The organism is Leadbettera azotonutricia ZAS-9 (genome assembly GCF_000214355.1).
GTDB lineage: Bacteria > Spirochaetota > Spirochaetia > Treponematales > Breznakiellaceae > Leadbettera > Leadbettera azotonutricia.
The window spans coordinates 3,482,279-3,507,039 of the sequence record NC_015577.1 but is presented as its reverse complement, the minus strand read 5'-3'; the positions used below and the strand labels follow the sequence as shown (position 1 = coordinate 3,507,039).

Genomic DNA, 24,761 nt, shown 5'->3' with positions numbered 1-24,761 from the left:
TTACGACTTGTCTGGCAGGGCCTTCATCTTCTCTTTGAGATCCTGGAGCAGGAGGTCGGCGGAGGAGTCGGACTTTTCAAGCTCTGCGAAGCGCCTGTCGAGGCTTGTGTTGTTGCTCAGATCCTGCAGTTCCTTGGAGGCGTCTGCCTCGGCTTCCATCTGATCGACCTTGGCCGACATGCGGTCAAAAGCGTCAAAGGCGCTGCGGTTGCCTGACACGCTCGAAATGGTGTCCTGTATCTTCTGCTGGGCTTCTGCCCTTTTGGCCCTGGCAATAAGAAGGTTCTTCTTGCGCTGGGCTTCTTCTATCTTGTTCTGGAGATCCCTGAGGGATTCTTTGAGGCTATCCACCGAAGTTTTTTGGGATTCCCATTGTTTGCGGTATTCGGCTGCGGCTTTGTCGTATTCCTGCTTGCGGAGCAGGGCTTCTTTGGCCAGGTCGTCCTTGCCCGCCTGGACTGCCAGCATGGCCTTGCGTTCCCATTCCTTGGCCTGGGTTTCCTGGTTGGCAGTTTCGCGCTCGAGCTTTTTCTCGTCGGCGATTGCCATGGCCACTGCTTTTTTGGATTCGATGAGCTGCTCGTTCATGTCGATGAGGAGCTGGTTGAGCATCTTTTCGGGCTTTTCAGCCTTGCTGATCATGTCGTTCACATTGGAAGAAACCAGGGTTTTAAGCCGTGAAAAAAGTCCCATTGTTCGAACCTCCTACTTGTCCCGGTAAACCGAAAGAATGGGGTAGTGCTGGGTAAGCGCCAGGCTGAACGCGTCGAGGGTCGCTCTGAATTCGGTGAAATCCAGGGTATCGTATTCCAGGGTATCAACGAGGACCACTTTGCTCCCTTCAAGGCCGTATGCGCCGTGGATCAAATCTTTGGCATTCAGCTCGAGGAGCTTGGCAAAGAATTCTTCCCGGTTTTGCTTGGGAGCGTCCATTACCTGAATCCTGACTATCACCAGGGGGTCGGAATAGACAACCGCAACCCCTTCGAGGCTGTGCTCAGGATCCTCCAGGAGCCAGAGGTTTTTCTCCACCTCCCGGTATGTGTACATAAGGTCGATTAAGTACTGTTCTATCTTGTTCTGTGCCATTCCGCTTTTTGAGGGCCTTAACCCAGGAAAACCTGCCCCGCATTGTCGATGGCGAGTATGGTCTTGCATTCCGAACAGCGGAACCGTCCCGGCTTCAATGCCTTGAGCTTTTTTGAGCAGATAGGGCAGGCAAAGATCTTGGGGAAGAGGGAAACCGATTCGGCAGCCGTGCCGCTGCGGAAGAAATTTATGGAATCGTCAAGATTGTCTTTAATGTTGAAGAATTGGGAGAAACCCAAAAGCTGGAAGACCTCGTAAACTTTGGGCTGGATTTCCAGCAATACCAGATCCCCGCCCCTGGGCTTTACCGATTTGAGGAAAGCGGTAAAGGAGCCAATACCGGTGGATGATACATAGTTAAGCCCGCCGCACTGGAATACCAGGCGGATAAATCCGGATTCGATAGCCTTGGCTACTCGCTTCTGGAAATAATTGGAGTTATACGTATCAATGTACCCAGTAAGATACAGGACAAGACAACCCTCAACCTCATTAACTTTCTGAAGCTTTATCTTGAGGCTTTCGTCTTTTTCGTCATCGAATCCGTTAACAATATCGTTGTTTGTCATGACGCTCCCTTCGCCTATATTCCATTTCCAATTTTACTAATCTTATGGATCTTTGTCAAACCAGGACAAGGCCTTATACGCACTATAATATCCCCTTTTTCTAAAATTTCCAGTATTTCAGAAATTTTGTTAACCGCTGGTCGGTGAAATCATATCACCAAACCTTGGTCTGCGGATACCACCGCACCATTGATGCCAGGATTTTCCAGCAACGCTATGGCAAGCTGCGAAACCTCGTCAACCTCCATTGCCCTGCCAGCCGGGCTCCTGGCCCGGTTATAAGCTCTTGCTTCTTCGTCCAGGTATTCCGTATCGGTCAAGCCCGGGCAAATCACATTGCAGGTAACCCCCCATGGGGCCCCTGCCCTTGCCGCCGACTTTGCAACAACCCCTAGGGCTGTCTTGGCTGCCGAATAGGCCGCCGAAGTCGTATACCCTCTTATAGTATCGGTATTCGAACCTCCGAAAAGTAGGATGCGCCCATACTTTCTTTGCATCATACCACGAATTGCAAGTGAAACAATAGTCCCAGGGAATACCAGGTTCCCGATAGCCATTTTGCGCCAGAATTCTTCGTCCGTTTCCTCAAGCTTGCCCCGCTGGAAAGGCCCCCAGGCGCAAACCACGATGTCCGGGGCGCCCGCCCTGCCGAAAATCCGCTCCGCGGCGCCTTCTTCATCGGCAGGGCAAAGGAAGCCTTGGGCATCCCCCCCTGCGTCCCTGGCAGCCTTGAGGGTGTCGTCAAGCCGCTTCTGTGAATTCCCTCCGGTGACGAAGAGGGAACAGCCCTTTTTGGCGAGGGCCAGGGCTACTGCCCGCCCTATGCCCCCCGATCCGCCAATCACAAGGGCTTTGCGGCCTTCGAAAGATCTTTGCGTTCCAGCCATGCTTTTACTATACCCCATCTTTGGCTACTATTGAACCATGAAGCAAGATGATGTGGTGATAGTGCTTTCCCGGCCCGAAGAAGCGGGGAACGTAGGGGCAGTCTGCCGGGCCATGAAGAACATGGGCCTTTCCCGCCTGCGCCTTGCCGCTCCTGATTTCAGCAGCCAGCCGCGCTCAGGCAGCCTGTCGGAAGCGGGGTACGGCTACGGCGGGCCTGACGCTGTGATCCGTGCCAGGGCTGTCCATGCCGAGGATGTTTGGGAAAGGGCCGAGACCTTTGCCTCCCTTGGGGCAGCCGTTGCCGATTGCGCCATGGTCATAGGCACGACCCGCCGCAGGGGCCGCCGCCGCAAGCAGGTTTCCATGACCCCCGCCGAAACCGCAGCCTTCCTTCAAAGCCATCCGGGGCCCGCAGCCCTAGTGTTTGGCAATGAGCGCACAGGCCTGGAAGACAAGGAGCTTGAACTCTGCAACTTTGCCACCCATATCCCTGTGGACGAGGCTTTCCCTTCGCTTAACCTTTCCCATGCGGTGCAGATCTATGCCTATGAGATTTTCAAGGGTTTTGGAGGATCTGAAAACCCGGCCGCCATCGAAGCGCCTCCAGCGGTTAAAGGACAGTGGGTGCCCATGGATCAGCCGGCCATTGCGGCGCTTGTGGAAGAAGTCACAAACAGCCTCCTCAGCCTGGGCTTCTACAGGCAGCGGGGCAGGGAAGAGCAGGAGCTGTTTTTCAGGGATGTCTTTTCACGGGCGGCTTTGACCGAGAGAGAAGGGCGCTATTTCGGGGATATCATCGCCAAAGCGGCGAGGCTGGCGGCAAAGGGGAGTGCTTAAGATTTTTTCTTAAGCACTTCCCTGATTTGTTCAGCTGTATAGCCTTGTTCCCCTACCTCTTCAATACCTTATAAATCACCAACAGAATTTTGTACCCGATGTAGGGGAATATCCGGAAGAATTTAAGGGGGTTTGAGAAGCAATACCCCAGATGCTCCAGCCCCTTGTCAAATACGCCCTGGGAGGGCCGCTTACGGCGCTCGGCGAAGACATCGAAAAGATCGCTGCACCAGAGGCGGAGGCCGGGGCCAAGGTGGGGGTGGTTGCGGGCAAGCCAGAGCTCTTCGCCCCGGAGGCCTTTGCCTGCCAGAAGCAGGTGGGGAGAGGCTTTGCGTATGGCTTCGAGGATGCCGTGCTCGTCGGGTTTGCGGAAGGCGCCGACAAAGCGGCCGACTATGCGGAGCTGGGGAAAGGTTTCGCGTATGTTTTTTCGGCTTTTTTGAGGATGGGATTTTTGGATCCCAGCAGGTAGGCTGTGTATTCGCGGCTTTCCATAAGGCCCAGGAGGTTTATCACAAAATTGAAGGGCATGTAGCGGTAGGGGGTTTTGCCCGTGAGGAAACGGGCGCCGGATACAATGCTTTTGGAGATGGGGATCACCAGGGCCGCCTTGAGGATAAAGGCGCGGTATTCCTTGTTGTGCCTGGCCCGGAGCAGATCCCAAAGGGAGAGGAGGACAATGTTCTTGCCCTCGGTCCCGGGTTTGGGCGCCGACGCAGGAGGTATGAGGGGGGAGACGGCAGATTTTTCAGCCAGGCTTTCGGCTGTTTCAATGCCGGGATTTGTTATTGCCGGGGCAGGGGGCTTTAATAGCTCATAGATGACATCGGGGAGCTGTTCGGGAGGGACTATGTCCAGGGGGACTTTTAAGAGGCTGATCCGCTCGCAGGGGGCGGCTCGGGTGTTTTCAGTGCCCACGTTGAGCTCTCCAATAGTATGATGCGTATGGCAGCAGCCCCATAGAGGGCCGCTGTCTCGGTACGCAATATGGTATTGCCCATGACCAAGGGCTTAAATCCCGCTGCCATGAATCGGGCAGCTTCAGCAGGGGAAAACCCCCCTTCGGGACCTACCGCCAGGGCGGCAAATTCAGGATTGTTATAAAGATAATCGTGGAAACTCCCCTTATCAAGGGGGTCTTGATGGAGCAGCAGGCCCACGCCGCCGGGGCGGGCCTTTTTGAGCTCCCCCCAATAGCCAAGAACGCCGTCCACTGTGCAGGGCGGCTTTACCGCTGTAGGTATTATTGATCCACTCTGCTGGCGTGCCTCTTTGATGATACGCTCCCAGCGCGTCATTTTTGCCTGGCTGTTCTCGCCCTTGAGCTTCGCGGTGGAAAATTCGGATTCAAACGGGATGATTTCAGAAACGCCCCCTTCTGCAGCCTGCCTCACGATGAGATCCATCTTGGTCCCCTTGGGGAGACCCTGGAACAGGATGATGGGGGGAAGGGCCGATTCGGAGGGGGCAAAAGCGCCCTCGCACTGGCCTATAAGGATATTGTCCACAGTGGAGAGTATTTTAACCCTGGTTTCAGCCCCGCCGGGAAGCAGGGCAGTGAAGGACGAGCCGGTCTTTAGCCGCCTCACCCTTATGAGATAGTGATAATCCCCGCCGTAGAGCCTGATGATGCCGTTGGCATTTGGTTCATATGAAAGTACAAACTGTTTCATTCGAAGCTATGCTTCCATGAAGCCGAGCATCCTTAAGAGGCCTTGGCGGATTCCTCGTCCCGTTCCGCCTCGTCCTGCAGGGCCTTGAGGGTTTTGGCAGTCTGCATCAGGGCTTTGAAGTTGCCTTGCTTGAGTATCTTAACCGCTTCCTGGAGCTGCACATCGTATTCCAGGTCGTAGACCGGGGCAATGACCGTGCGGTTCTGCTCGTTCCTGATGAGCCGCTTGACCAGAGTAGTGTCAAGGTGGTATTCGCTGTTGATCCTGCGGGCAAAGGCGTCCGCCTCAGCCGTTGTGGCTTTGGAATTGGCAGCCACCCATTCGGGGATCTTGTTGTCGTTTATCAATTTGTTCAGCTCTTCCATATCTCCCTCGGAGAATTCGGGGAAAAGCACTTCCTGGTCAGGGGGGATGCCGATTTTATCGATATTCACATCGCTGGGGGTGTAGTAACGGGCTGTGGTGATCTTGAAGCCGGCCCTGTCCAGGGGGTACACCTGCTGAACCGAGCCCTTGCCAAAGGATTTCTCGCCCACAAGCCAGGCGCGGCCCCGGTCTTTGAGGGCGCCTGCCACGATTTCGGAAGCCGAGGCCGAACCCCGGTTGATGAGCACCACCATGGGTATCTCCGGGGCGACCGGCGCCTTGTTCCGGGCATAGAAAACCTGGTTTTCAGTGGAAATCCGGGATTTGGTGGAAACCACCACCCCTCCCTCGACAAAGAGGTTGGTTATACCCACAGCCGAATTGAGAAGGCCGCCGTAGTTGTTCCGGAGGTCGAGGATGACGCCCTTATAGCCCTTGGCCTGGAACTCGTTGACCGCGTCCCTGGCCCTTTCCACCGTCATGGGGGTAAAGGTAAGGAGCTTGAGGTAGCCGATATTGTCTATCATGGCGTATTTGGTGGTGGGCACCTCGATGACCGCCCGCACAATGGTTACCGGGAATTCGAGCCTTTCGCCCCGGCGTATGATGAGCTTGACCTCTTCGCCCGGTGTCCCCCTGAGCTTGCCCAGCACCTCGTCCATGGAAAGCACGTCGGTGGATTCCCCGTTTATCGCGATGATGAGGTCCCCGGGGTTGATCCCCGAACGCCAGCCCGGGGTGTCCTCTATGGGGGAGGCCACTTCCACATAAGCCGGCTTGCCATCGGGCTTGGCTGACACGGGCTTGGAGATGTAAAGCCCTACGCCGCCAAAGCTGCCCTGGGTAGTATCGTTGAGGTCGGACATTTCGGATTCGGGCAGGAAGGACGAATGGGGGTCTCCCAGGGAATTGATCATGCCCGCCATAGCCCCTTCGTAGAGGACCTTGGGGTCCACTTCTTCCACATAGTGGCGCTGTATAAAGTCGAACACATTCCTGATGATGGCAGAGTATTGGCCCGCCGGGTCCTGCTGGCGGGCCGTTTGGGCCTGGACCCCTTTTGCAGCAGCAAGGGTGAATATCAGGCTTAATATTATAGTAGAAACCAGCCAAACCAGCGAGAGCCTCAGCTTTCGTGTAGAAGGAGTTTTTTCTTCATTCATTGTTTTATTGTAGAAAACATTGGGGGTTTGTCAATGTACCAGCCCGTAGTCTTCTGCTTAATAAGGAGGCCGTACGATTAATTTGATATTTCTGATATTTTACTTAATATTTGTTAAGCAAAAGAGCTATTTTTGAATTATTGACGTTTTTTATTAAGATTTAATGGTTTTTTTTAATAGTATGTGCTATAGATTACATATAAGGTAGTTGGTGCTTTCATGCAGAAGCATCGTAATTTCGCTTGTTAAAAGGAAGTTTTGTATGAACAAACGATGGCTTCTAAAAACCATCTTGGGTCTTTTGGCGGCAGGCCTCCTTCTATTAGGATGCAGTAGTCCAACTGGAGGTGGTGGCTCCACCCCTCCGAATAATGACGACCTGGTGAGTTTCTGGGATGATATAGGTACTCCAGGTTGGAAAGGCGCAAGTACCGATGAATTAATTGTCTCTCCTCCCAAGATCAATGGTGATGGCTCTATAGAGATGGATCTTGAGATACCTGCGGAGGCCGAATTCCCTTCCTCGATTACACTCCCTGTACCGGATGGATTAAAGGATTTCCTTGATAAAAACGGCTACACACCAGTTTATATAATAGAAGATGATGATGGCAATCAACTGGGGACAGGTCCAATCGACGCATGGCCGCCCGTTATAGGTGGCCTTCCTTCAAGCGGGGGTTTTAAGATCATCATTAAAGCCAAAGATAAAAACGGCGCCCTTGTGGTTGATGTTCCTGAGGTTATCTACAATGTGGACAAAGAAGAGCTTCCCCAGCCAACCGTTGCTGATACAGCGGCAAAAGATGTGGGGAAAGCCCTTGAGGACGCTGGTTTAACCGGGGTTCCCGCCGGAGATGGCGTTATCAGCGTTGATGCCAGCAAAGACCCCGGCGACCTGTCCGAAGCTATTGGCATCATCAATGATGTCCTGGATGGACTGAAAGATGACGGGTACAGCTATACGATAGAGACCAAAGACGGGAAAGAACTCGTCGATTCAGGCAAGGGCGATGCTTTTGACGCTGATGATCTTCCGCATTCCCCTTACGGCGGCGATGAATTTGATCTGGTAATTATAATAAAAGACCCCGAAGGCAAAGATGCCGGCGAGCTGACGCTCCACATTACCACCCCGGTAAACGAAGAGGCAATTAAAGAGGATCTTGATGATATTAAAGGCTCAGTCATAGGAACACTGCTTGGCATCGACGGAGCTGCCCAGGAAGAGGGCGATACCATCACCATTGTGCTTCCAAACAATAGCGATACTTTGCCGCCCCTTGTACTGCCGACCCTGGACGATGACAGATACACTGTGGAAGTTACGGTAACCGATCTCAATACAGGCGCGGTAACAGAAGTTGATCCTGCTGCAGACATTGATCTTGCTGTGGGCGATAACCTGATCACGATTGTTATAAAGGATGCAGATGGCAATGTGGTAGATTCTGCCACAATAACGGTAAAGCGGGATGTGCCGCCGTCTGTTGGGATAGAATTGAGCCCCAGGGGGAGCTTCAACTTAACCACCGCAGCCTATGGGTATACGCCGCAGGCCCAGACAGTAACTGTAACCAATACCGGAGACGGTTCGACTGGCAGCCTGTCGGTATCAAGCAATTCCGATAATTTTATTGTTGATTATTCCGGTCTTGGCAGTCTTTTATCCAAAGACAATACAGGAACCTTTACAGTTAAGCCAAAAGCAGGGCTGGCGGTGAATCAATATTCGGCCATAATTACTGTAAAAGGGGCCGATTCTGTTGAGGCGGCATTGAATGTAAGCTTCACGGTAAAAAGCAACGAAGCCGGTATTAACGGTATTACGGTGAATGGCAACGCTGCGGGTAAGAATGATGGCATCTATAAGGCTGATGTTGGTTCGCAAGGTTCTGTGACTGTTGCTGCGACCCTGAAAGATGAACGTGCAAGCGTTCAGTACAAGCTGAATGATGAGGCCAATGCTACCGGGAAGTTCAATTTGGCTGTTGGGGTAAACACCATCACTGTCACAGTGACTTCCGATTTCGGCGAATCTGTTCCATATACCCTCGAGGTAACCAGACGGGTTGAAGCCAAACTGGTAATCAATATCAAGTGGGATAGTGCTGAGATAGCAGTTGAGCAGGAAGAAAGTGATGAATATACTGCAGTCCTTGTCGCAGAAGAAGGTTATGACAGTTACAAGTGGTATGTCGATAGCAATCTTGCGCAAGAAGGCCGCAGGTTTACTTTTGATACCGAAGTTACCGGGACATATTTCATCCTTTTGGTTGCAAAAAAAGGCGATGCGGAAGCCACCGTCGTTGTTGAAATAGAAGTTGAATAAATCACCGTTGGTGAGGGTTAAAAATGTTTGTGAGCCTCCAAAAACGAAGGCTCTGGGAGAAGAGAAGATGAAGATGAAAAAGAAGGTGTTTGCGATTACTATCAGTCTTGCAATGGCGGCGCTCATGCTGATCATGGGATGCAGCAGCCCTTATGCAGGATCTGAGGACGTGTCTGCCGCAGTAGGCACGGGAACTGTCAGTGTGGCATTGGAAGCGGGCAGCGCCCGTACCGTTTTGCCGGGACTAAACTTTGAAAAATATGAGTTTACCTTTATCCCCCAAGGATGGGCTGGTGCGGAGCAAATATTTACGAGAGATAATCTCTCTAATCTTAATTTTACCCTGCCGGTTGGCAATTATAAGGTTAAAGTAGAAACTTATAATAATAACCTTCCGGCCGGCGAAGGGACTTCGGCAGTTTTCACCATTACCGCAGGAGCAAGTTCGGGAACAATTGTTGTTAAGCTGGCTGGAACTATTTCGTCAGGGAACGGAACTTTTGTTTATTCTATTGGCGGTATTCCCACCGGAGCAACCATTAATGAATTTAAACTAGGGAACATCGATCTGACAGAAACTTCTGGTACTATCACTAGTCCTGCTGGTTATCAGTTCTTCGTTATCCGCTTAACCGATGCCGAAGGAAAGGTTGCAGGTTTTGCTGATGTAGTGGCGATTTATGCTAATAATACCACTACTTTATCAGTTGTTTCCAATAATAGAAGTACCCCCCTCGTCTTTGCAGCCGATCACTTCAAAGCAGTGCCGGTTACCAGCATATTTGCAGAAGCCCTTGGTAGTAAAACGCTGTCCACATCTGCTGCGACTGTAGCCCTCAAAGCTACTGTGTTTCCGAAAAATGCTACAAGTAATACCGTAAAGTGGGTTTCTCTTGATCCGGATGTAGCGATTGTTGGTGAAACAAGCGGTATTGTAACTCCAAAAACCAATGGTACAGCCAAAATTATAGCAACTGCCGATGGTATTTCTTCCAATGAAATAGATATCACTGTGGATTTCAAAGTGACCGGCATAACCATAGTTGCAGAAGGCGGACCTTTGTCAGCTGCTGGTAACACTGTAACCCTTAAAGAGACTGTTACACCAGATAAAGCTAAAGTAAAGGATGTAGATTGGTCTTCAAGTGATCCCGCTATAGCGACTGTTAATCCTATAACTGGTATTGTGACCGCAGTTGCCAACGGTACAGCAACGATAACCGCGACTGCGAAAGACGGTAGCGGAGTAACCGGTACTATCCCAGTCACTGTAGACATTAAAGTAACCAAAATAACCGTAAGCGCAAAGGGCGGCGTAGCTCCCATAGTTCTGACAGCTGCCAGCCCCACTGTGGAGCTTGAAGCGTTGGTCGAACCTCTCGGCGCCAAAGTGAAGGATGTAACCTGGACTACCAGTAATTCAGCCATAGCGGATGTTGATGCCAACGGTAAAGTAACTGGGACAGCCAATATTTCCAACGGTACAGCAAAGATAACCGCGACAGCGAAAGACGGCAGCGGTATTTCTTCTAACAGCATTGATGTGACTGTTAATACGTATATCACCAGCGGCGAAAAAGGTATTACCGGCATTACGGTAAACGGGGTTAATGCTGTCAAGGATGGGAGCGCATACACCGCTGATATTGGAACCAATGCTACGGCAAATGTTTTGGCTACTCCGGCTAGTGGCAAAGCAGCGGTTTGGTACAAGCTCGGAACGGGCGACTATCAGCCCGACGGAAATTTTGAGATTACCGCCAGCGGCACATACACCATCACTATCAAGGTGACGGCTGAGGATGATACTACCGCTGAGTACACCCTTACGGTGAGTAAATCTACAAGCGGTACAGGCCCTGAATTTGATCTCCAGTGGGACAATCCTAAAGTTATTATTAACAAGGAATATAGCGGAGACGGAAAGAGCGTTACTCTTACTGCTGAAACCGGTCATGCTTACGAATGGGTGGTGGATGGATGGAATAGTAAATCAACCGCTCAAGTGTTTACCTTTACGTTTGGTGAAGGAACCTTCATCACCCTGTATTTGGATGGTGCTACGGAGCATCCATTATCGACAGTAATAACATTTACTAAATTGGGTGTAGAGCTTTAAAGTACTAGATTAATTTTTAACCGGAGGCGGGGGTAAAATACTCTTCGCCTCCGGGTTTATTGTCAATTATTGATAAAATTAGTCAGGAATTGACTAGTGTATGAAATTGGGTAGTTGATGTTTTTATGTAGTAAATAAAGACTTTTGAATAAGGAAGGAAATAAATGAAAAAGACTTTAGCGTTTGTTTTGGCAAGTATGATTTTGGCAGTAGTGCTGTTAATGGCTGCTTGTACTAGCCCCTTTGCGCCGTCTTTCCCTACAGACGGCTCTGCTGGGAAAGGGCGTGTTGACATTCTCTTCGGGACAGAAGACCGCAGTATTGTACCTGATACAAATTTCGATAGCTACAAGTTCGTCTTCACTGAATATGAAGACGATGGAATAACGGTTATTGGGGCATCGACTTATCCTAAAAGTAAAAATGACAAACCTTTTAGTTTTTGGCTTTCACCGGGTTTTTATAAAGTTGCCGTGACGGCCTATAAAGGTCCAGCTAATGAAAACAAAATAGCTGCTACAGGTAATTCAGGCGAAGTTCCTTTTGAATTGAAGGTATCCGACAATCCCAAAATTGTTATAACGCTGAATGGGAATAAGACTACCGGTACAGGTAGTTTTTACTATAAAATTGATTACCCCGAAGGTACCCATATAATCGGATTCAGCCTTGGAGAAACATATATTACGGAAGAGATTGTTTCAGGGGTGGCTGGAGAAATATCTTTGAATGCAGGTATTTACAGAATGGTAGTCCGGCTTCAAAACCATGAAGGTAAAACCACAGGTTTTGGTGACCTAGTAGAAATCTATGAGAATAATAAAACAATATTTGAAAAAGACTTTACAGAGGGTAATATTGTTTGGGTGGAACCCGAATATGTAGCGGTAACTGATATCGCCTTGACTATCGATGGTGTTCCTATTGGTACAGGGCCCGTGGAATTGAATCTCGGCGATTCTATAACCATTGATGCGTCTGTAACGCCCTCCTTTGCCACCAACAAGACCGTTACCTGGTCATCCAGCAAGGAAGATATCGTAACCGCGGTGGATGGAATCCTGACGGCAAAAGCCGCTGGAAGTACTACGGTTACTGCAACAGCCGGTGATATTACCAAAACTATAAACGTAACGGTAATAAACTCTTATGTGCCGGTAACAGATATTACTTTACCCGCCGATGCAGACGGTAATGGTGAAATAACCATTTCTGCCGAAGTTGGCATTCCCACGAAAACTGCTCAGGTTGTACCTTCCAATGCAACAGCGGGAACGGTGATTGTTTGGACAGCAGTTAACATAAATGGAATTGACGAAGTAATTGAACAAGGCGTGGTGCAAGAAAATCCCTCATGGCGCGCCTCTAACGCGGGAACATATATTCTTCGTGCTACAGTTGTTGATGGCATTGCAGTCGGGACGCCATTTGTTAAAGACTTTAAAATAACAGTAAATCCAATAACAGATATTGATACATGGCATGGTCTTTACATCTGGCCGAATGCGTCAAGTGTTGAAGTTGGCAGTTTCCATGGCAAAGATGACGTTATTAAGGTATCTCCCAATGCTCAGGGCATATATGATTGGGCGCCGCTGCGCTACGATTTGACTGAATTTGCCAATGCCAGTCAGGAAATCACCGTAAATGTATCGTTCTCGTACTATATAGAAAGCGCCAATAATGGCGCAAAGATAAGGTTGCAGGCGATACAGAAGGGCCCATCGTATCCTGTAATTACCGGTCCATCGACTGCTACCGGCTCATGGCAAACGAGTTCCGGGAGTCTTACATTTATTCCGGGTTATACTGATGAGCAGCCATACCACGGTTATCTGTATATTGATGAGTCCGATAGTAATGGTTTGAACAAGAAAACCGTATACCTTGCTGATTTCGAGCTCAGGATTAACGGCGTAATAGTAAGCCGCCCTCCAATAACAGTTGAAAGTGTAAGTCTGAATGAGGCATCTCTGGAATTGACAGTTGGAGATACGGAAGCCTTAACCGCAGAAGTATTACCCACGACTGCGGATAATAAGAGCGTAAGCTGGTCGTCCGGTGATCCTACTGTAGCAACTGTAACCGACGGTCTGGTTACTGCGGTAGGCGCTGGAAGCACTGTCATAACAGTAACAAGCATGGATGGCAGTAAAACTGCGCAAGCAACCGTAACGGTAGTAGCGGCTTATGTACCGGTAACCGGGTTTAGCTATACCGGCGGAACCAGCGTAACTGCCGGTCATTCACTCGTCTTAAGCGGCGATTTTACTCCTGGCGCTGATGCGGTAAAAGCAGGCAAGGCAGTTACATGGGCGGTTGTAAGCGGTCCCGCAACAACCAGTGAAAGTACACTTACTGCCACAGGAACTGCTGCCGGAACGGTTATAGTTACCGCAAGCATTGCTGACGGTACGGAGATCGGAATGGCATATACCAGTGCGCCTTTTACCATCACGGTGGCAGCCTCCATCGGTACTGGCGGAATCAGCTTTAGTTGGGCGAATGGCGCCCCTGTTACTGATCCTGCCGGTCCTGTAACAATCACCCTCGGACAGAGTGTAACACTAAGCGCCGGAACCGGAATTACCGGTCCTTATCAGTGGCTTAATGGTGATAATGTGATCGATGGTGCAACCGGAGCTGGCTATACCTTTACTCCGGCTGCAAAGGGTAACTACTCTATCGGACTGAGGGGCTTTAGGTCAGTTGGCGGCACACTGTATCAACATAATGTTGAAATCATAGTAGAGTAAAAGGGGAGCAGAATCAAAATGAGAAAATTTAACATTGCTGCATTGTTCAGCCTGTTTTTAACCGGGATTTTGCTGCTTGCCAGCTGCAATAATATCTTCTCGCCGTCTGAACAGGAAAATAAAATTGAGCCCGGAAAGGGTTCAGTTAAAATTGCCTTTGGTCAGGGCGAAGCCAGGCAGATAGTCCCCGAGGCGCTATTTGACTTTTATGATTTTACCTTTACCAAAGACGGCGTAAGCCTCCCGGTGGTAGAAAAAGCTTCTGGAGAATCTCTGGACTTTGAGCTGGAAACCGGATCATGGCGCCTGGATGTTAACACTTACCGGGGCGACAGGGGGCACCTTGCTGCTACCGGGTATGCAGACTTTGCGGTAGCCGAAAGCTCCAGCAATACGGTGAAAGTCCTCCTTTCGGGTGTGGTAAGCGAAGGGAAAGGAACTTTCTCTTATAGCATCCAATATCCCCAGGCGGCGGAGCTTATATATTTTAACCTTGGTTCACTGGAACTGGGCGGCGGAACCCCCGTTATTGCGGGAGAGACAGCCACTCTCAGTGGTTCCAATGAGGTGGACGCCGGGTATTATATCCTCTCTCTCAAGCTTGCCAAAAATGGAAAAGAAGCGAGCTTCAGTGATGTGGTGGAGATTTACAAAAACAACACTTCCAAATTTAATGACAAGGTATTCACAGACGCTCATTTTACTGGGACTGTAGCGGTAACAGACATCCTCCTGACAGCCGGTGGCGATGCTATTGGTACAGAAGCGCTGGTACTAAATTACGGCGACACGAAAACCCTTGCGGCAGTTGTTGCACCTTCTTATGCAAATAGCGCCGTTGACTGGGTGTCTAACGATACAAGTATCGTAACCGTGGCTGGTGGAATTCTGACAGCGCAAGCAAAATCCGGTTCCACAACCGTTACCGCAACAGCAGGGGCTGTTACTAAAACCATCAATGTAACGGTGAGTCCATTGGATCTCCCGATAACCGGTATCACTTTGAAGAATGGCAATGATATTATTGGCGAAGCGTTGGATTTAACCTATGGTACGCCGGTAACACTGACTGCAGAAGTTATTCCTGTAAATAATTCTGATTCGGAAGCGGACAATGCCATAAGCTGGGCAACCAACAGGCCCGATATCGTGACTGTGAATAATGGTGTTCTGACGGCACAAAAAACCAGCGGGAAAGCAACCATAACCGCAACGGCGAAAGAAGGGACTATTGCCAAATCTGTTGTTATAACAGTGCAGGCGCCTGTTACCGGAACTGCCGGTATCCCGGTTACCAGTTGGGAAGGGTTTACGATTGATGTAACAGCCCCAGAACAAGCGCTTTTCTTTAACAGTTATGGTACTGGCGCCGGACTCAAAAACAATGTTCTTAAATTGTCACCGCCCACTGATAATTCTGGTTATCTCTGGGGGCCGGTGAAGCTTGATTTGTCGCAATATGCAGGGCAGTCAATTAAAATAACTATTTCGGTGGATGCTCATGCCGAAGCAAGCAATGCCAAAGTGCATTGGAAGGTTACTGAGACCGGTGATAAATACACCACTATTGTTAATACAACTGCAGCTGCCTCGGCAACTGCTCCTGCAGCTGCTACTGGCTGGACAACAGTGCGGAATACCACTGCTGTTACCGTGACTCCCAAGGCAGATTCACCCTGGCTCTATTTGGAGAAAAGCGACAGTTCAAGCGATAACGGATTGGGCAATAGAGTTCTTTACCTCTCCAATATGTCTGTTACCATAACTCCTGCTACCCCTGATGGTGACGCCAATGGTGTTGCGCTGGTCGGTAATGGCCGTTACTGGAACGATGTCAAAATAATTGATGTTGAAGATGTAAAGGCTGTTCATTTTGACAGTTGGAACGGGAGGTATGATGTCCTTAAACTGACTTCTCCCACGCCGAACGATCCTGCCTGGGGACCTCTGCAATACAGTCTGAAAGAATACCGCGGACAAAACATAACTGTTACTATGTCTGTGTATGCATGGATTGATACCGCTACAAGGGTTTGGTGGCAGTCGAATGGTACTGACTATCCCATTATTGTCAGCGGGACAGACAGTTACGGATATAACCAATTAACTACGACCAAACAGTGGGTAAGGTTATCAACAACTACAAGCGGCAGGGCAACAAACTTGTTGGAGCAAAATAATCCTGTCATATACCTTTCGCAGAGTGCGGATTACGGACTTAATGGAGTGCCGGTTTATTTGGCAGATTTCCAGGTAAGTGTTATATCCGAAGGAAGCTATACTGAACTTAGCGGTATTTCAATTGCCGGGGATAAGACCAGAAACCTCCTTCCGGGAGATGAAATAACACTTGCGGCAGCTTTAAACCCCGCCGGCGCCACCAGGAATACCATAACCTGGACTTCCAGCAATGAGCTTATTGCTACGGTAGCAAATGGCGTGGTAACTGCGGTAGGTAATGGTACTGCCACTATCACTGCAAGTTCTGACAAAACCAAAACCGGCGTCGCGTTTACGGACGAGGTTACGGTGATTGTAGGGACTCCTGTGAGTGTAGAAACCGTTACTCTTAGTGTACAAGATCCTCTGACTATCAACAGGAACACCACTCAACAGTTAACGGCAGCGGTACTGCCGGCGGGAGCAAATCAGGCAGTTAACTGGACTTCCAGTAACCCATCTGTTGCAACTGTATCCAATGGCGTGGTAACTGCGCTTGCCAAGGGAACCACGGAAATCAGAGCAACTTCTGCTGTTGATGCAGCCAAGTTTGCCGCTGTCACGGTGACTGTGCAGGCGCCGGTAACCGGTATAACCCCCAGCGGGGAAAGTTCGCTGACCCTGAACAGAGGACAGGAAACGACTCTGAGCGCAGCGGTTGTGCCCTCTGATGCGAATAACCAAACTATTAACTGGTCATCCAGTAATTCCGGTATCGTTTCTGTTGCAAACGGAGTGATTAAAGCCGAGGCTGCAGGAAGTGCAACCATTACTGCCAGTACAGCGCAGGGCGGATTCTCCAGAACGGTCATTGTTACCGTAAAAATACCTGTTGAGAGTGTTGCCATTCAGGGCGCGGGTTCGATAAGTATCCTGGTGGGTGGTTATCAAACACTGCAGGCCGCTGTGAATCCTTCAGAAGCAACCGAAGGGACGGTAAGTTGGATATCAAGCGATAACACTGTCGCCAATGTAGACAGTACCGGAAAAGTAACCGGGATAAAGGGCGGCACAGCCTATATCACAGCAAGGGCCGGCGATAAAGTATCCAATCCGGTAACTGTGACGGTGAGCTATCCTGAAGGTTCCCAAAGTATTAGCTTTAACTGGGCCGGTTCAGGGAGTCAGCTGGTTCTTGATGTTCCGAATGCGATAGCCATTCAGTCCGGAGAAAGCGTTACGCTAAATGGCCCCAATACCGGGTATGAAACATACCAGTGGACAGAAGGCTCCAGGGATATACCCGGAGCGACTAATGCTTCCTTTACTTTTAATAGTGCAGGAAGAGACAAGGGAACATACCGTATCGCTCTGTTTGTAACGAAACCTAGTTATATCGGTAATGCTACAGTATCCATTACGATTGAGTAAGAGGGGCAGGAAAAATATGAAAAAGCATATAAGTGCAATTTTAACCAGTTTCTTTCTTGCCGGAGTTCTTTTATTTACGGCTTGTGATAATCTTTTTGAACAGCCGCAGATTGGAACAGCCGCCGCGCCAGGGACTGGTGTCGTAGAAGTTGTGTTTCAGGCAGGGGGGGCAAAAAACATTGTCCCCAGTATTAGCTTTGATTTTTACGAGTTTAACTTTAAAGTTAATGGCGTAACAACGTTAAGCGAAACAAAAGCTTCTTCCGAGCCGTTCCTTTTTACCTTGCCTGAAGGAGAATATACCCTTGAGGTAAAGACCTATAATGGCGATGTGGGAGAAGCCAGTCTGGCAGCAACCGGAACCAGCGCCGGGTCATTTAGAGTCGGTCCCGGCGGGACTGACGGACCTGTGGAAATCATTTTGACCGGTCATATCAGCTCCGATTCCTTCGGTGATTTCTTTTATGAGATTCACTTTCCCGAAGGAGCAGGAATTGATGAGCTGCAGTTGGGAAGTTTCGATTTATTATCCACTGGGGAGCACTCCCTCACATCTACAAGTGTCAGCGGAGCTGTGCATGTACCCACCGGGTATCATATTCTGACTGTAAATCTTCTCCTTGCAGGAAAAGAAACCGGCCTTGCCGAAGTAATCGAAATTTACCGGAACAGTGTGACTTATTTCGGAACACCCGGCGAGGAACCTGTTGAATTTGAAGAGGATTATTTTGTAACCCCTCCTTCCTATCCGTTAACCGGTATTACGCTCAAGTATAAAGAAGGCGGGGCGATTGTCCCTGCCGCGCTGAACCTGACGGTAGGTGTTACTGGTGTAGAACTTATAGCAGCAAAAACTCCCTCCTTTGCTGAGGATACTATTACCTGGCTGTCTTCTAATCCCAATATAGTAACGGTGACTAACGGGGTGCTTTATGCAAAGGATGATGGAACGGCAACTATTACTGCACGTTCCGGAAATATCTTTGATTCTGTTGAAGTAACTGCTGTATATCCTGCCAATACCGGAACAAATGGCGTACCAGTTACCAGTTATGAAGGATTTCAGATCGACGTAAAAGAGCCTGGCGATGCGGTTTTCCTGAGCAGTTATGGAACCGGTCCAGGGCTTAAAAATAACGTTCTTAAAATTACACCTCCTGCCAACGGCGATAATTATCCATGGGGGCCGGTAAAGCTGGATCTGTCCCAATATGCCGAAGAGGAAATTAGAGTAACCATCTCGGTAGATGTTCACGGCGGATCAACAGGTACTCATCGGGTACACTGGAAGGTTACCGAGGTTGGTGATAAATACACCACCATTGCCGATAGCGGGACCACCAATATTGCTATTGGTACTGCGGCTCCTACTGCGGCTAATGGCTGGACTACAGTAAGAAATACAACTGCTGTAATCGTAACACCCAAAGCGGATGCTCCCTGGCTGTATCTGGAAAGAAACGATAGTACGGATGACAAGGGCCTTGGAAAGAGAATCCTGTATCTCTCCAATCTCACTTATACGATAACATCTGCCAGAGTAGGGGCAACCGGAGTAACACTTAACAAAACGGCTCTGACGGTAAACGCCGGGACCATCGATAGTACTCTCATAGCTACGGTATCTCCTGACAGTGCGACCAACAAGAACGTAATCTGGGTATCAAACGATCCCGAGGTTGCAACGGTGAACACTGCAGGGCAGGTTACCGGAATAAAAACCGGTACGGCAACAATTACCGTAACGACAGTTGACGGATCATTTTCTGCCTCGGCAGCTGTTACCGTTATTCCGGCAGAAACGGTTAATCCCGTTACTGAAGCGCCCAATAAGTGGCATGGATTGGCCATTGCCGATAACACAGAAACTCAGGGCGTTACTGCAACTAAATTGTCAAGCTATACAGCTACATCGCCTGCAACCGGAACCGGGGCATTGCTTGCTACCTATGCTGATGTACTCAGGGTTGAAAAACCTGCGAACCTTACGTATGCATGGGGACCCTTGTCCTATGATTTAAGCGAATACCGTGGACAGAGTGTATCAATCAATATCTCATATAAGGTTTTGGTGCCTGTCAATAACACAAAGGTATTCTGGCAGGCGCAGGCTGCGAATGATGCATACCCAACGATTGATGGGTCCTATGGCCAACAGCGCAGTCCCGCCAACCGGTGGATTGCTGTGTCCAATACTTCTACAATCACGGTGCGCGATGCTGAAGCGCCGCAGCTATATCTTGAATCGGGAAGCGGCGGATTAAACGGCGCTACTGTTTACTTTGCCGACTTTGCCCTCAGTATCAACGGTACGCCTATCCCTATAGGCCCCAAGGTTGACGTGACTTCGGTAACACTTTCACCGAGTACGCCGGAAATACTGGAACTGAGTACCGAAGCCCCGAATAATACCGCAACCCTTACTGCAACAGTGGCTCCTTCCAATGCGAGCAAAAAAGGTCTTATCTGGACTTCCAGTGATCCTGCAGTTGCTTCCATTACCGGAACCGGTAACACGGTTACCATTACTGCGCTGCGGGGCGGTACTGCTGTTATTACAGCAAAAAGCAATGATTCCGATGTTAATGTTTCTGCAAACCGTAATGTAAATGTTACAGCTCCTGCACTTGAAAGTTTCAGCCTTCAGGCTATTCCCACTCTGACAGTCGGTGATAATGCAAGAATTGCCTTAACTACTGTTCCTCCAGGTGCCGCAGTTCCTTCCACAATCAGTTGGTCAAGTACCAATAACAATGTGGCGCGAGTTTCTGCTAAAGGTAATGTGCTGGCAACAGGCTATAGTGATTCTGCTACAGGTCTCGGGACGGCTAACATTACAGCAAGCGCAACGGTAAATGGAAAAGTTATAACTTCCGAACCTCTTGAAGTACATACTACCATTTTCAGCACTGTAAATCTTAGTACCAAGGAAGCATTTTATACTTCTATACAGAGATATCTGGGTACCGGTGTGGAAATAGGAAATGTTTTCACCGGAGGCGTGAATAGTATTAGCAGTGTCATTACCGGAAATTTCAATGCTTTTACTCCGGAAAATGACATGAAACCCGGGCAGTACAGTTGGAACGGGTCAGCGGCAACCGGAAGCGCAAGTGTGTCAAGCACAGCAAGCAATGCTGCAAGTACCAGCAGAAAAGTATATGGTCATACTCTTTTGTGGCATAATAAAACACAGATTGCCAAATGGATGCGGGACCAGGTTGTGTTTAGCGAGGCTGAACAGGATGCAAACAGGGCGGATAACACCAGGAGAATGGAGAAGTATATTACTGATGTTGTAACCAGCTTTAAAGGAAAGGTTGTTGCGTGGGATGTAATAAACGAAGCAATTTCCGGCGGCGGAACTCCCTATACAAGTCATCTGCGGGGCAATATCAGATATAGTTCACAGGAAGATTTGGATAAATACCATAACGGTGAAGCCACTTTTGGGACCGATGATAACAGCCCTTGGTATACTGCGGTAGGACCGGATTACATTTATCTTGCATTTAAAGCTGCCCGCAGGGCTGCTATTGCCAATGGAGAACCTAACCTTAAGCTGTATGCCAACGATTATAACCTCGACACTGAAGGTGGCAGGTGCGATACCTATGTGGATATGATAACCAAGATAAATGAACGCTGGCTTACCGATCCCGATAATACCACCGGCAGCACAAAGCTTATTGACGGTATTGGTATGCAGGCGCATTTTAATACCGAAAATTTCAATGGTACTACCTTCAAAAACAATTTGAAAAAATTTGCTGATAGGGGTATTGAAATCGTTATAACCGAGTTGGATGCTACCACTACCGGATACAGGGATTGGACTGCTTTAAGGGTAACGTATAGTGACGGTAATCAGGTTCATGTTTATGAGAATACTACTACGGATTTGACGGGTACTGCCGAACTGGAGAGGTTACAGAATGAAGCCAAGTCTCCTGCCAGGTATCTTAGGCAAGCCCAAATCTATGCAGAGGCTTTTCAGGCGTTTAACCAGTATAAGAGCGTTATTAAGCGAATCACTTTTTGGGGTCTTCAGGACAGCGCAAGCTGGCGCAAGGAATCATACCCGCTGCCCTTCGACGGGACTGCCCAAACACCCAGGGTTAAACCGGCTTATTACGCTATAATTGACCCTGAAAGGATTTCGAATCCCGCTGCATGGCTGAGTAACAACCAGTAAAGAATTTTTGAATTGACAATCCGGACGGCGGAGAGTATTAACCCGCCGGCGTCCGGATAGTTTTGTAATATCTGGCGATCTGAAAGGTTGCTGTATAATCAGTGTTGAAAATATTGAGGATAAGGAAAGTGAAAAAATGAAAAAGTGTTTAACAGCAGCCATAGCAAGCTTTATTTTGACAGGGACACTTCTGTTTACTGCGTGTAATGCTTTCCTTGCTCCTTCCGGTGCAGCCCGGGCGGAAGAACCCGGAATTGGTACGGTAAAAATTGTTTTTGATACAGGTTCTGCCAGGAATGTTCTTCCAAGTATTAAATATGATAAATACAATTTCATTTTTAAGAATGGCGGGATAGAAGTTCGTAACGAAACTGTCCTGTCATCTGCTTTATTTAGTTTCATACTTGAGGAAGGAATCTATACCCTGGATGTAAAAACTTTCCGGACAGTAAACGGTATTGATAATCTTGCAGCAGAAGGCAATTCCGGTGAATTTACCGTTAGTTCTGCTTCAAATAATGTAGTTGAAGTTACCCTTAACGGCGCGGTGAGTAATGAATATACCGGTATTTTTTCATTGGCAATCAATTTCCCCTCTGACGCTGTGCTTGATGAACTGCGTCTGGGAAACATTGATTTAAAATCAGGTTTAACAGATGCTGATATCACCGGTTCGGGAAACACAAAAACTCTGAGCAAGACCATAGATGGAGTGCCTTCGGGATATCCTATTCTTACCGTGAACTTTATCAGGAACGGTAAGGAAGCGGGAATCAGCGAAGTAATAGAAATTTACCGCAACAGCATTACCGAATTCGGAACTTTGATTGATCCGGTTGTGATAAGCAATGATTATTTTGTTACCCCTGCCAATATACCGGTTACGGGGATAACTCTAGCGCCTTTGACTTTGAATCTGAATGTGGGCGATGGCGCTCTTTTAAATGCGATATTTGAGCCGCTTAATGCATCCAACAAAAATGTTACCTGGACATCAAGCAACCCGAATGTAGCTTCTATCGAAAATGGAACGGTGACCGCCTTAAACGCAGGTTCAACTACCATTAAGGTAAAAACTGTCAATGGCAAGACAGCAAGCGCAAGAGTGTATGTCGAAGGAACAGGGAATGGCGGCGGTACAGGTCATGCAGACAACGAGGGTGTATCTGATGGAGCAACTGTTACCCAATTTGAATCCGGCGGAAAGATATTTAATATTGCTGGAACTTCCACTGGTATATATCACGCATCATACCAGGGTAGGTCAAATGTTCTTGAAATAAGCCCTGCCGGATGGGCGGCGCTGACCTATAATTTAAACGCCTATTCCAACCAGTCTATCACTATCACTGTTCAGGCGAGTGTTCGGGCGGCTTCTGCAGGGGTAAAAGTCGGTTTTAAAATCAACCAGGACGGATATCCTACAGTTGCTTCCAGTACTACAACCGCAAATAACTGGGTGACTGTTTCCGGCAGCAACACCGTAACGATAAGTGAGGACTCCCGTGTTCTGTATCTTGATAATGATTCCAGTAATGGTCTTAACAGTACAAACGTTTATGTAGCTGATCTCCAGGTTACTGTATCGGGCAGCGGCGGCGGAACTTCCACAACTCTTTGGAAGAGTGATATTGCAGACAAGGTTCTGGGTACTGCGGCAACTTATACCAACGACAACGGTACAATGACTGTTAACTACAACGACGGCAGGCAGATCATCGACGGGTTTGGCGGTTCCAATGCCTGGAAGAATGATGTGGATAAAGAACATTATAACGAAGTAATAGAGAAGTTATATTCGAAGACAAACGGAATCGGGCTTACCATACTGCGGAACCGTATTCCCTTTCGGGAGCGGTATCCTGAGGATAACGGACCCAATGAGCCCAATGACAATTTTATCCAGGTGAATGGGGAAGGTAAGGGTAATAGAACTTATCGTTATGATTTGGATTGGAACGGTACAAAAACCTTTGACCTTAACTGGGCGGGCAGTTATGATTTGGCCGCTACCAAGGCAACTATTGATCTGATCAAAAATTTGCCGAATGGTCCTGGCAGTGATTTTACCATAATGAGCACTCCCTGGACCCCTCCCAACAATAATGATACCCAATGGAAAAGCGGGTACAGCAGTAATTCCACGCCCGATCGAAAAGGTTCGCTTAAACCGGCGTTTTATAACGATTATGCGGATCTTTTGGCGGACTATGTGAAGAATTTTGAAAGCGAAATGGGATGGCCGCTATCGGTACTTTCAATTCAGAATGAATCAAATTGGGCTGCCGATTATGAAAGCTGCGTCTGGACAGGTGATCAAATTAAGAATTTCCTCATAACTTTGGGACAACGTTTTTATCTGAAAGATGTTCAAAAAAATCTGGGCGTTATGGCCGCAGAAAATATGAACTTTACCGAAGATTTGATCACCCAAACCCTCGGCGATACCCAGGCAAAATCAGTGCTGAATTATGTGGGTGTTCATCAATACGAAGCAGACAGTACCCCCACCAATCTGGGAGCTGAAAAACTTACACAGACTTCTGCGGCTGGCAAGCGGATCTGGCAGACTGAAATGGGTCAGACAAATAAAGGCGGCCAGATTCCGGTCGGCACTGGAATTAACAATGCTTTGGTTTATGCCCGGATGATACATTACGACTTCACTGTTGCCGAAGCCAACGCATGGCTTTACTGGTGGCTGTGGAGCTATAATAATACTGAGTCAGATCACATCATTTCTTTCAATAATAGTGGGGTCACCCTGACCAAGCGTTACTATGCTGTCGGACATTTCAGCAAATTTATCAGGCCGGGTTATCAACGCATCGGGTCTACTGCTAGCACCGCTGCTAATGTATTTACGACCGCATATAAAAACCCCAACGGCAAGGAAATTGTCCTGGTTTTGATCAATAGCGGAAATTCTGCAGCCAATATCAATGTTACCCTTCAAAATTCAAGATTTGTGGCCTTAAACGCTTACCGGACTTCTGCTTCTGAGGATTTATCACCGGTAAATCCCCCGGCCGCCGGATCGGCAAGCATAAGCGGTTATTCGCTTCCTGGAAGCTCAATAACTACTTTGGTGGGTACAGTCGAATAATACTTCTGATAAAGGCAGGGGGAACGCTGATGGGGCTGTTGATTACCACCCCGTCGCTGTTCCTCCGTGCCTTCCGG

At 48.6% G+C, this 24,761-nt stretch carries 13 protein-coding genes and 1 pseudogene; 7 read left to right on the top strand and 7 right to left on the bottom strand.

Features of this window, described 5'->3' with window-relative positions:
• The 4 genes from TREAZ_RS15440 to TREAZ_RS15425 all read right to left on the bottom strand — a co-directional run bounded on the left by TREAZ_RS15440 (position 1) and on the right by TREAZ_RS15425 (position 2,545).
• Positions 1–693, bottom strand: a complete 693-nt coding sequence (locus TREAZ_RS15440) for a PspA/IM30 family protein (RefSeq protein ID WP_015712830.1) — start codon at positions 691–693, stop codon at positions 1–3.
• 12 nt (positions 694–705) lie between these two features.
• The gene (locus TREAZ_RS15435) at positions 706–1,089 is read right to left on the bottom strand and encodes a type III secretion system chaperone family protein (RefSeq protein WP_043923149.1); all 384 of its coding nucleotides are present in this window, start codon (positions 1,087–1,089) and stop codon (positions 706–708) included.
• Positions 1,090–1,106: 17 nt separating this feature from the next.
• The gene (locus tag TREAZ_RS15430) at positions 1,107–1,658 is read right to left on the bottom strand and encodes an STAS domain-containing protein (protein ID WP_015712828.1); all 552 of its coding nucleotides are present in this window, start codon (positions 1,656–1,658) and stop codon (positions 1,107–1,109) included.
• Between the two features lie 149 nt (positions 1,659–1,807).
• Positions 1,808–2,545: an SDR family NAD(P)-dependent oxidoreductase gene (locus tag TREAZ_RS15425; protein ID WP_015712827.1), complete on the bottom strand. Its 738-nt coding sequence runs from the start codon at positions 2,543–2,545 to the stop codon at positions 1,808–1,810.
• Positions 2,546–2,582: 37 nt separating this feature from the next.
• Between TREAZ_RS15425 and TREAZ_RS15420 the strand changes: the two genes are divergently transcribed.
• Positions 2,583–3,383 (top strand): RNA methyltransferase, encoded by an 801-nt coding sequence (locus TREAZ_RS15420; protein ID WP_015712826.1) that lies wholly within the window; start codon positions 2,583–2,585, stop codon positions 3,381–3,383.
• Positions 3,384–3,435: 52 nt separating this feature from the next.
• Here the strand turns inward: TREAZ_RS15420 and TREAZ_RS18795 are convergent.
• The 3 genes and pseudogenes from TREAZ_RS18795 to TREAZ_RS15405 form a co-directional block, all read right to left on the bottom strand.
• Positions 3,436–3,983 (bottom strand): annotated as a pseudogene (locus TREAZ_RS18795) (WecB/TagA/CpsF family glycosyltransferase).
• 266 nt (positions 3,984–4,249) lie between these two features.
• Complete coding sequence (locus TREAZ_RS15410; protein WP_015712825.1) at positions 4,250–5,056, bottom strand: RsmE family RNA methyltransferase; 807 nt, start codon at positions 5,054–5,056, stop codon at positions 4,250–4,252.
• 32 nt (positions 5,057–5,088) lie between these two features.
• Positions 5,089–6,585, bottom strand: a complete 1,497-nt coding sequence (locus TREAZ_RS15405; protein ID WP_015712824.1) for a S41 family peptidase — start codon at positions 6,583–6,585, stop codon at positions 5,089–5,091.
• Positions 6,586–6,847: 262 nt separating this feature from the next.
• Here TREAZ_RS15405 and TREAZ_RS15400 point away from each other — a divergent pair, with 262 nt between their 5' ends.
• The 6 genes from TREAZ_RS15400 (at position 6,848) to TREAZ_RS15375 (ending at position 24,684) form a co-directional block, all read left to right on the top strand.
• Entirely contained in the window at positions 6,848–8,917 is a 2,070-nt protein-coding gene (locus tag TREAZ_RS15400) for a cadherin-like beta sandwich domain-containing protein (RefSeq protein ID WP_148257832.1), read from the top strand.
• 67 nt (positions 8,918–8,984) lie between these two features.
• Positions 8,985–11,036 (top strand): Ig-like domain-containing protein, encoded by a 2,052-nt coding sequence (locus TREAZ_RS17565; protein WP_015712822.1) that lies wholly within the window; start codon positions 8,985–8,987, stop codon positions 11,034–11,036.
• Between the two features lie 164 nt (positions 11,037–11,200).
• A complete protein-coding gene (locus tag TREAZ_RS17560; protein ID WP_015712821.1) occupies positions 11,201–13,792 on the top strand; it encodes an Ig-like domain-containing protein in 2,592 nt (863 codons plus the stop codon).
• 18 nt (positions 13,793–13,810) lie between these two features.
• A complete protein-coding gene (locus TREAZ_RS17555; protein WP_015712820.1) occupies positions 13,811–17,383 on the top strand; it encodes an Ig-like domain-containing protein in 3,573 nt (1,190 codons plus the stop codon).
• Positions 17,384–17,399: 16 nt separating this feature from the next.
• Entirely contained in the window at positions 17,400–21,578 is a 4,179-nt protein-coding gene (locus tag TREAZ_RS17550; RefSeq protein WP_015712819.1) for an endo-1,4-beta-xylanase, read from the top strand.
• Positions 21,579–21,714: 136 nt separating this feature from the next.
• Positions 21,715–24,684, top strand: coding sequence for an Ig-like domain-containing protein (locus TREAZ_RS15375; RefSeq protein ID WP_015712818.1), 2,970 nt, complete (start codon positions 21,715–21,717; stop codon positions 24,682–24,684).
• Positions 24,685–24,761: the final 77 nt, after the last annotated feature.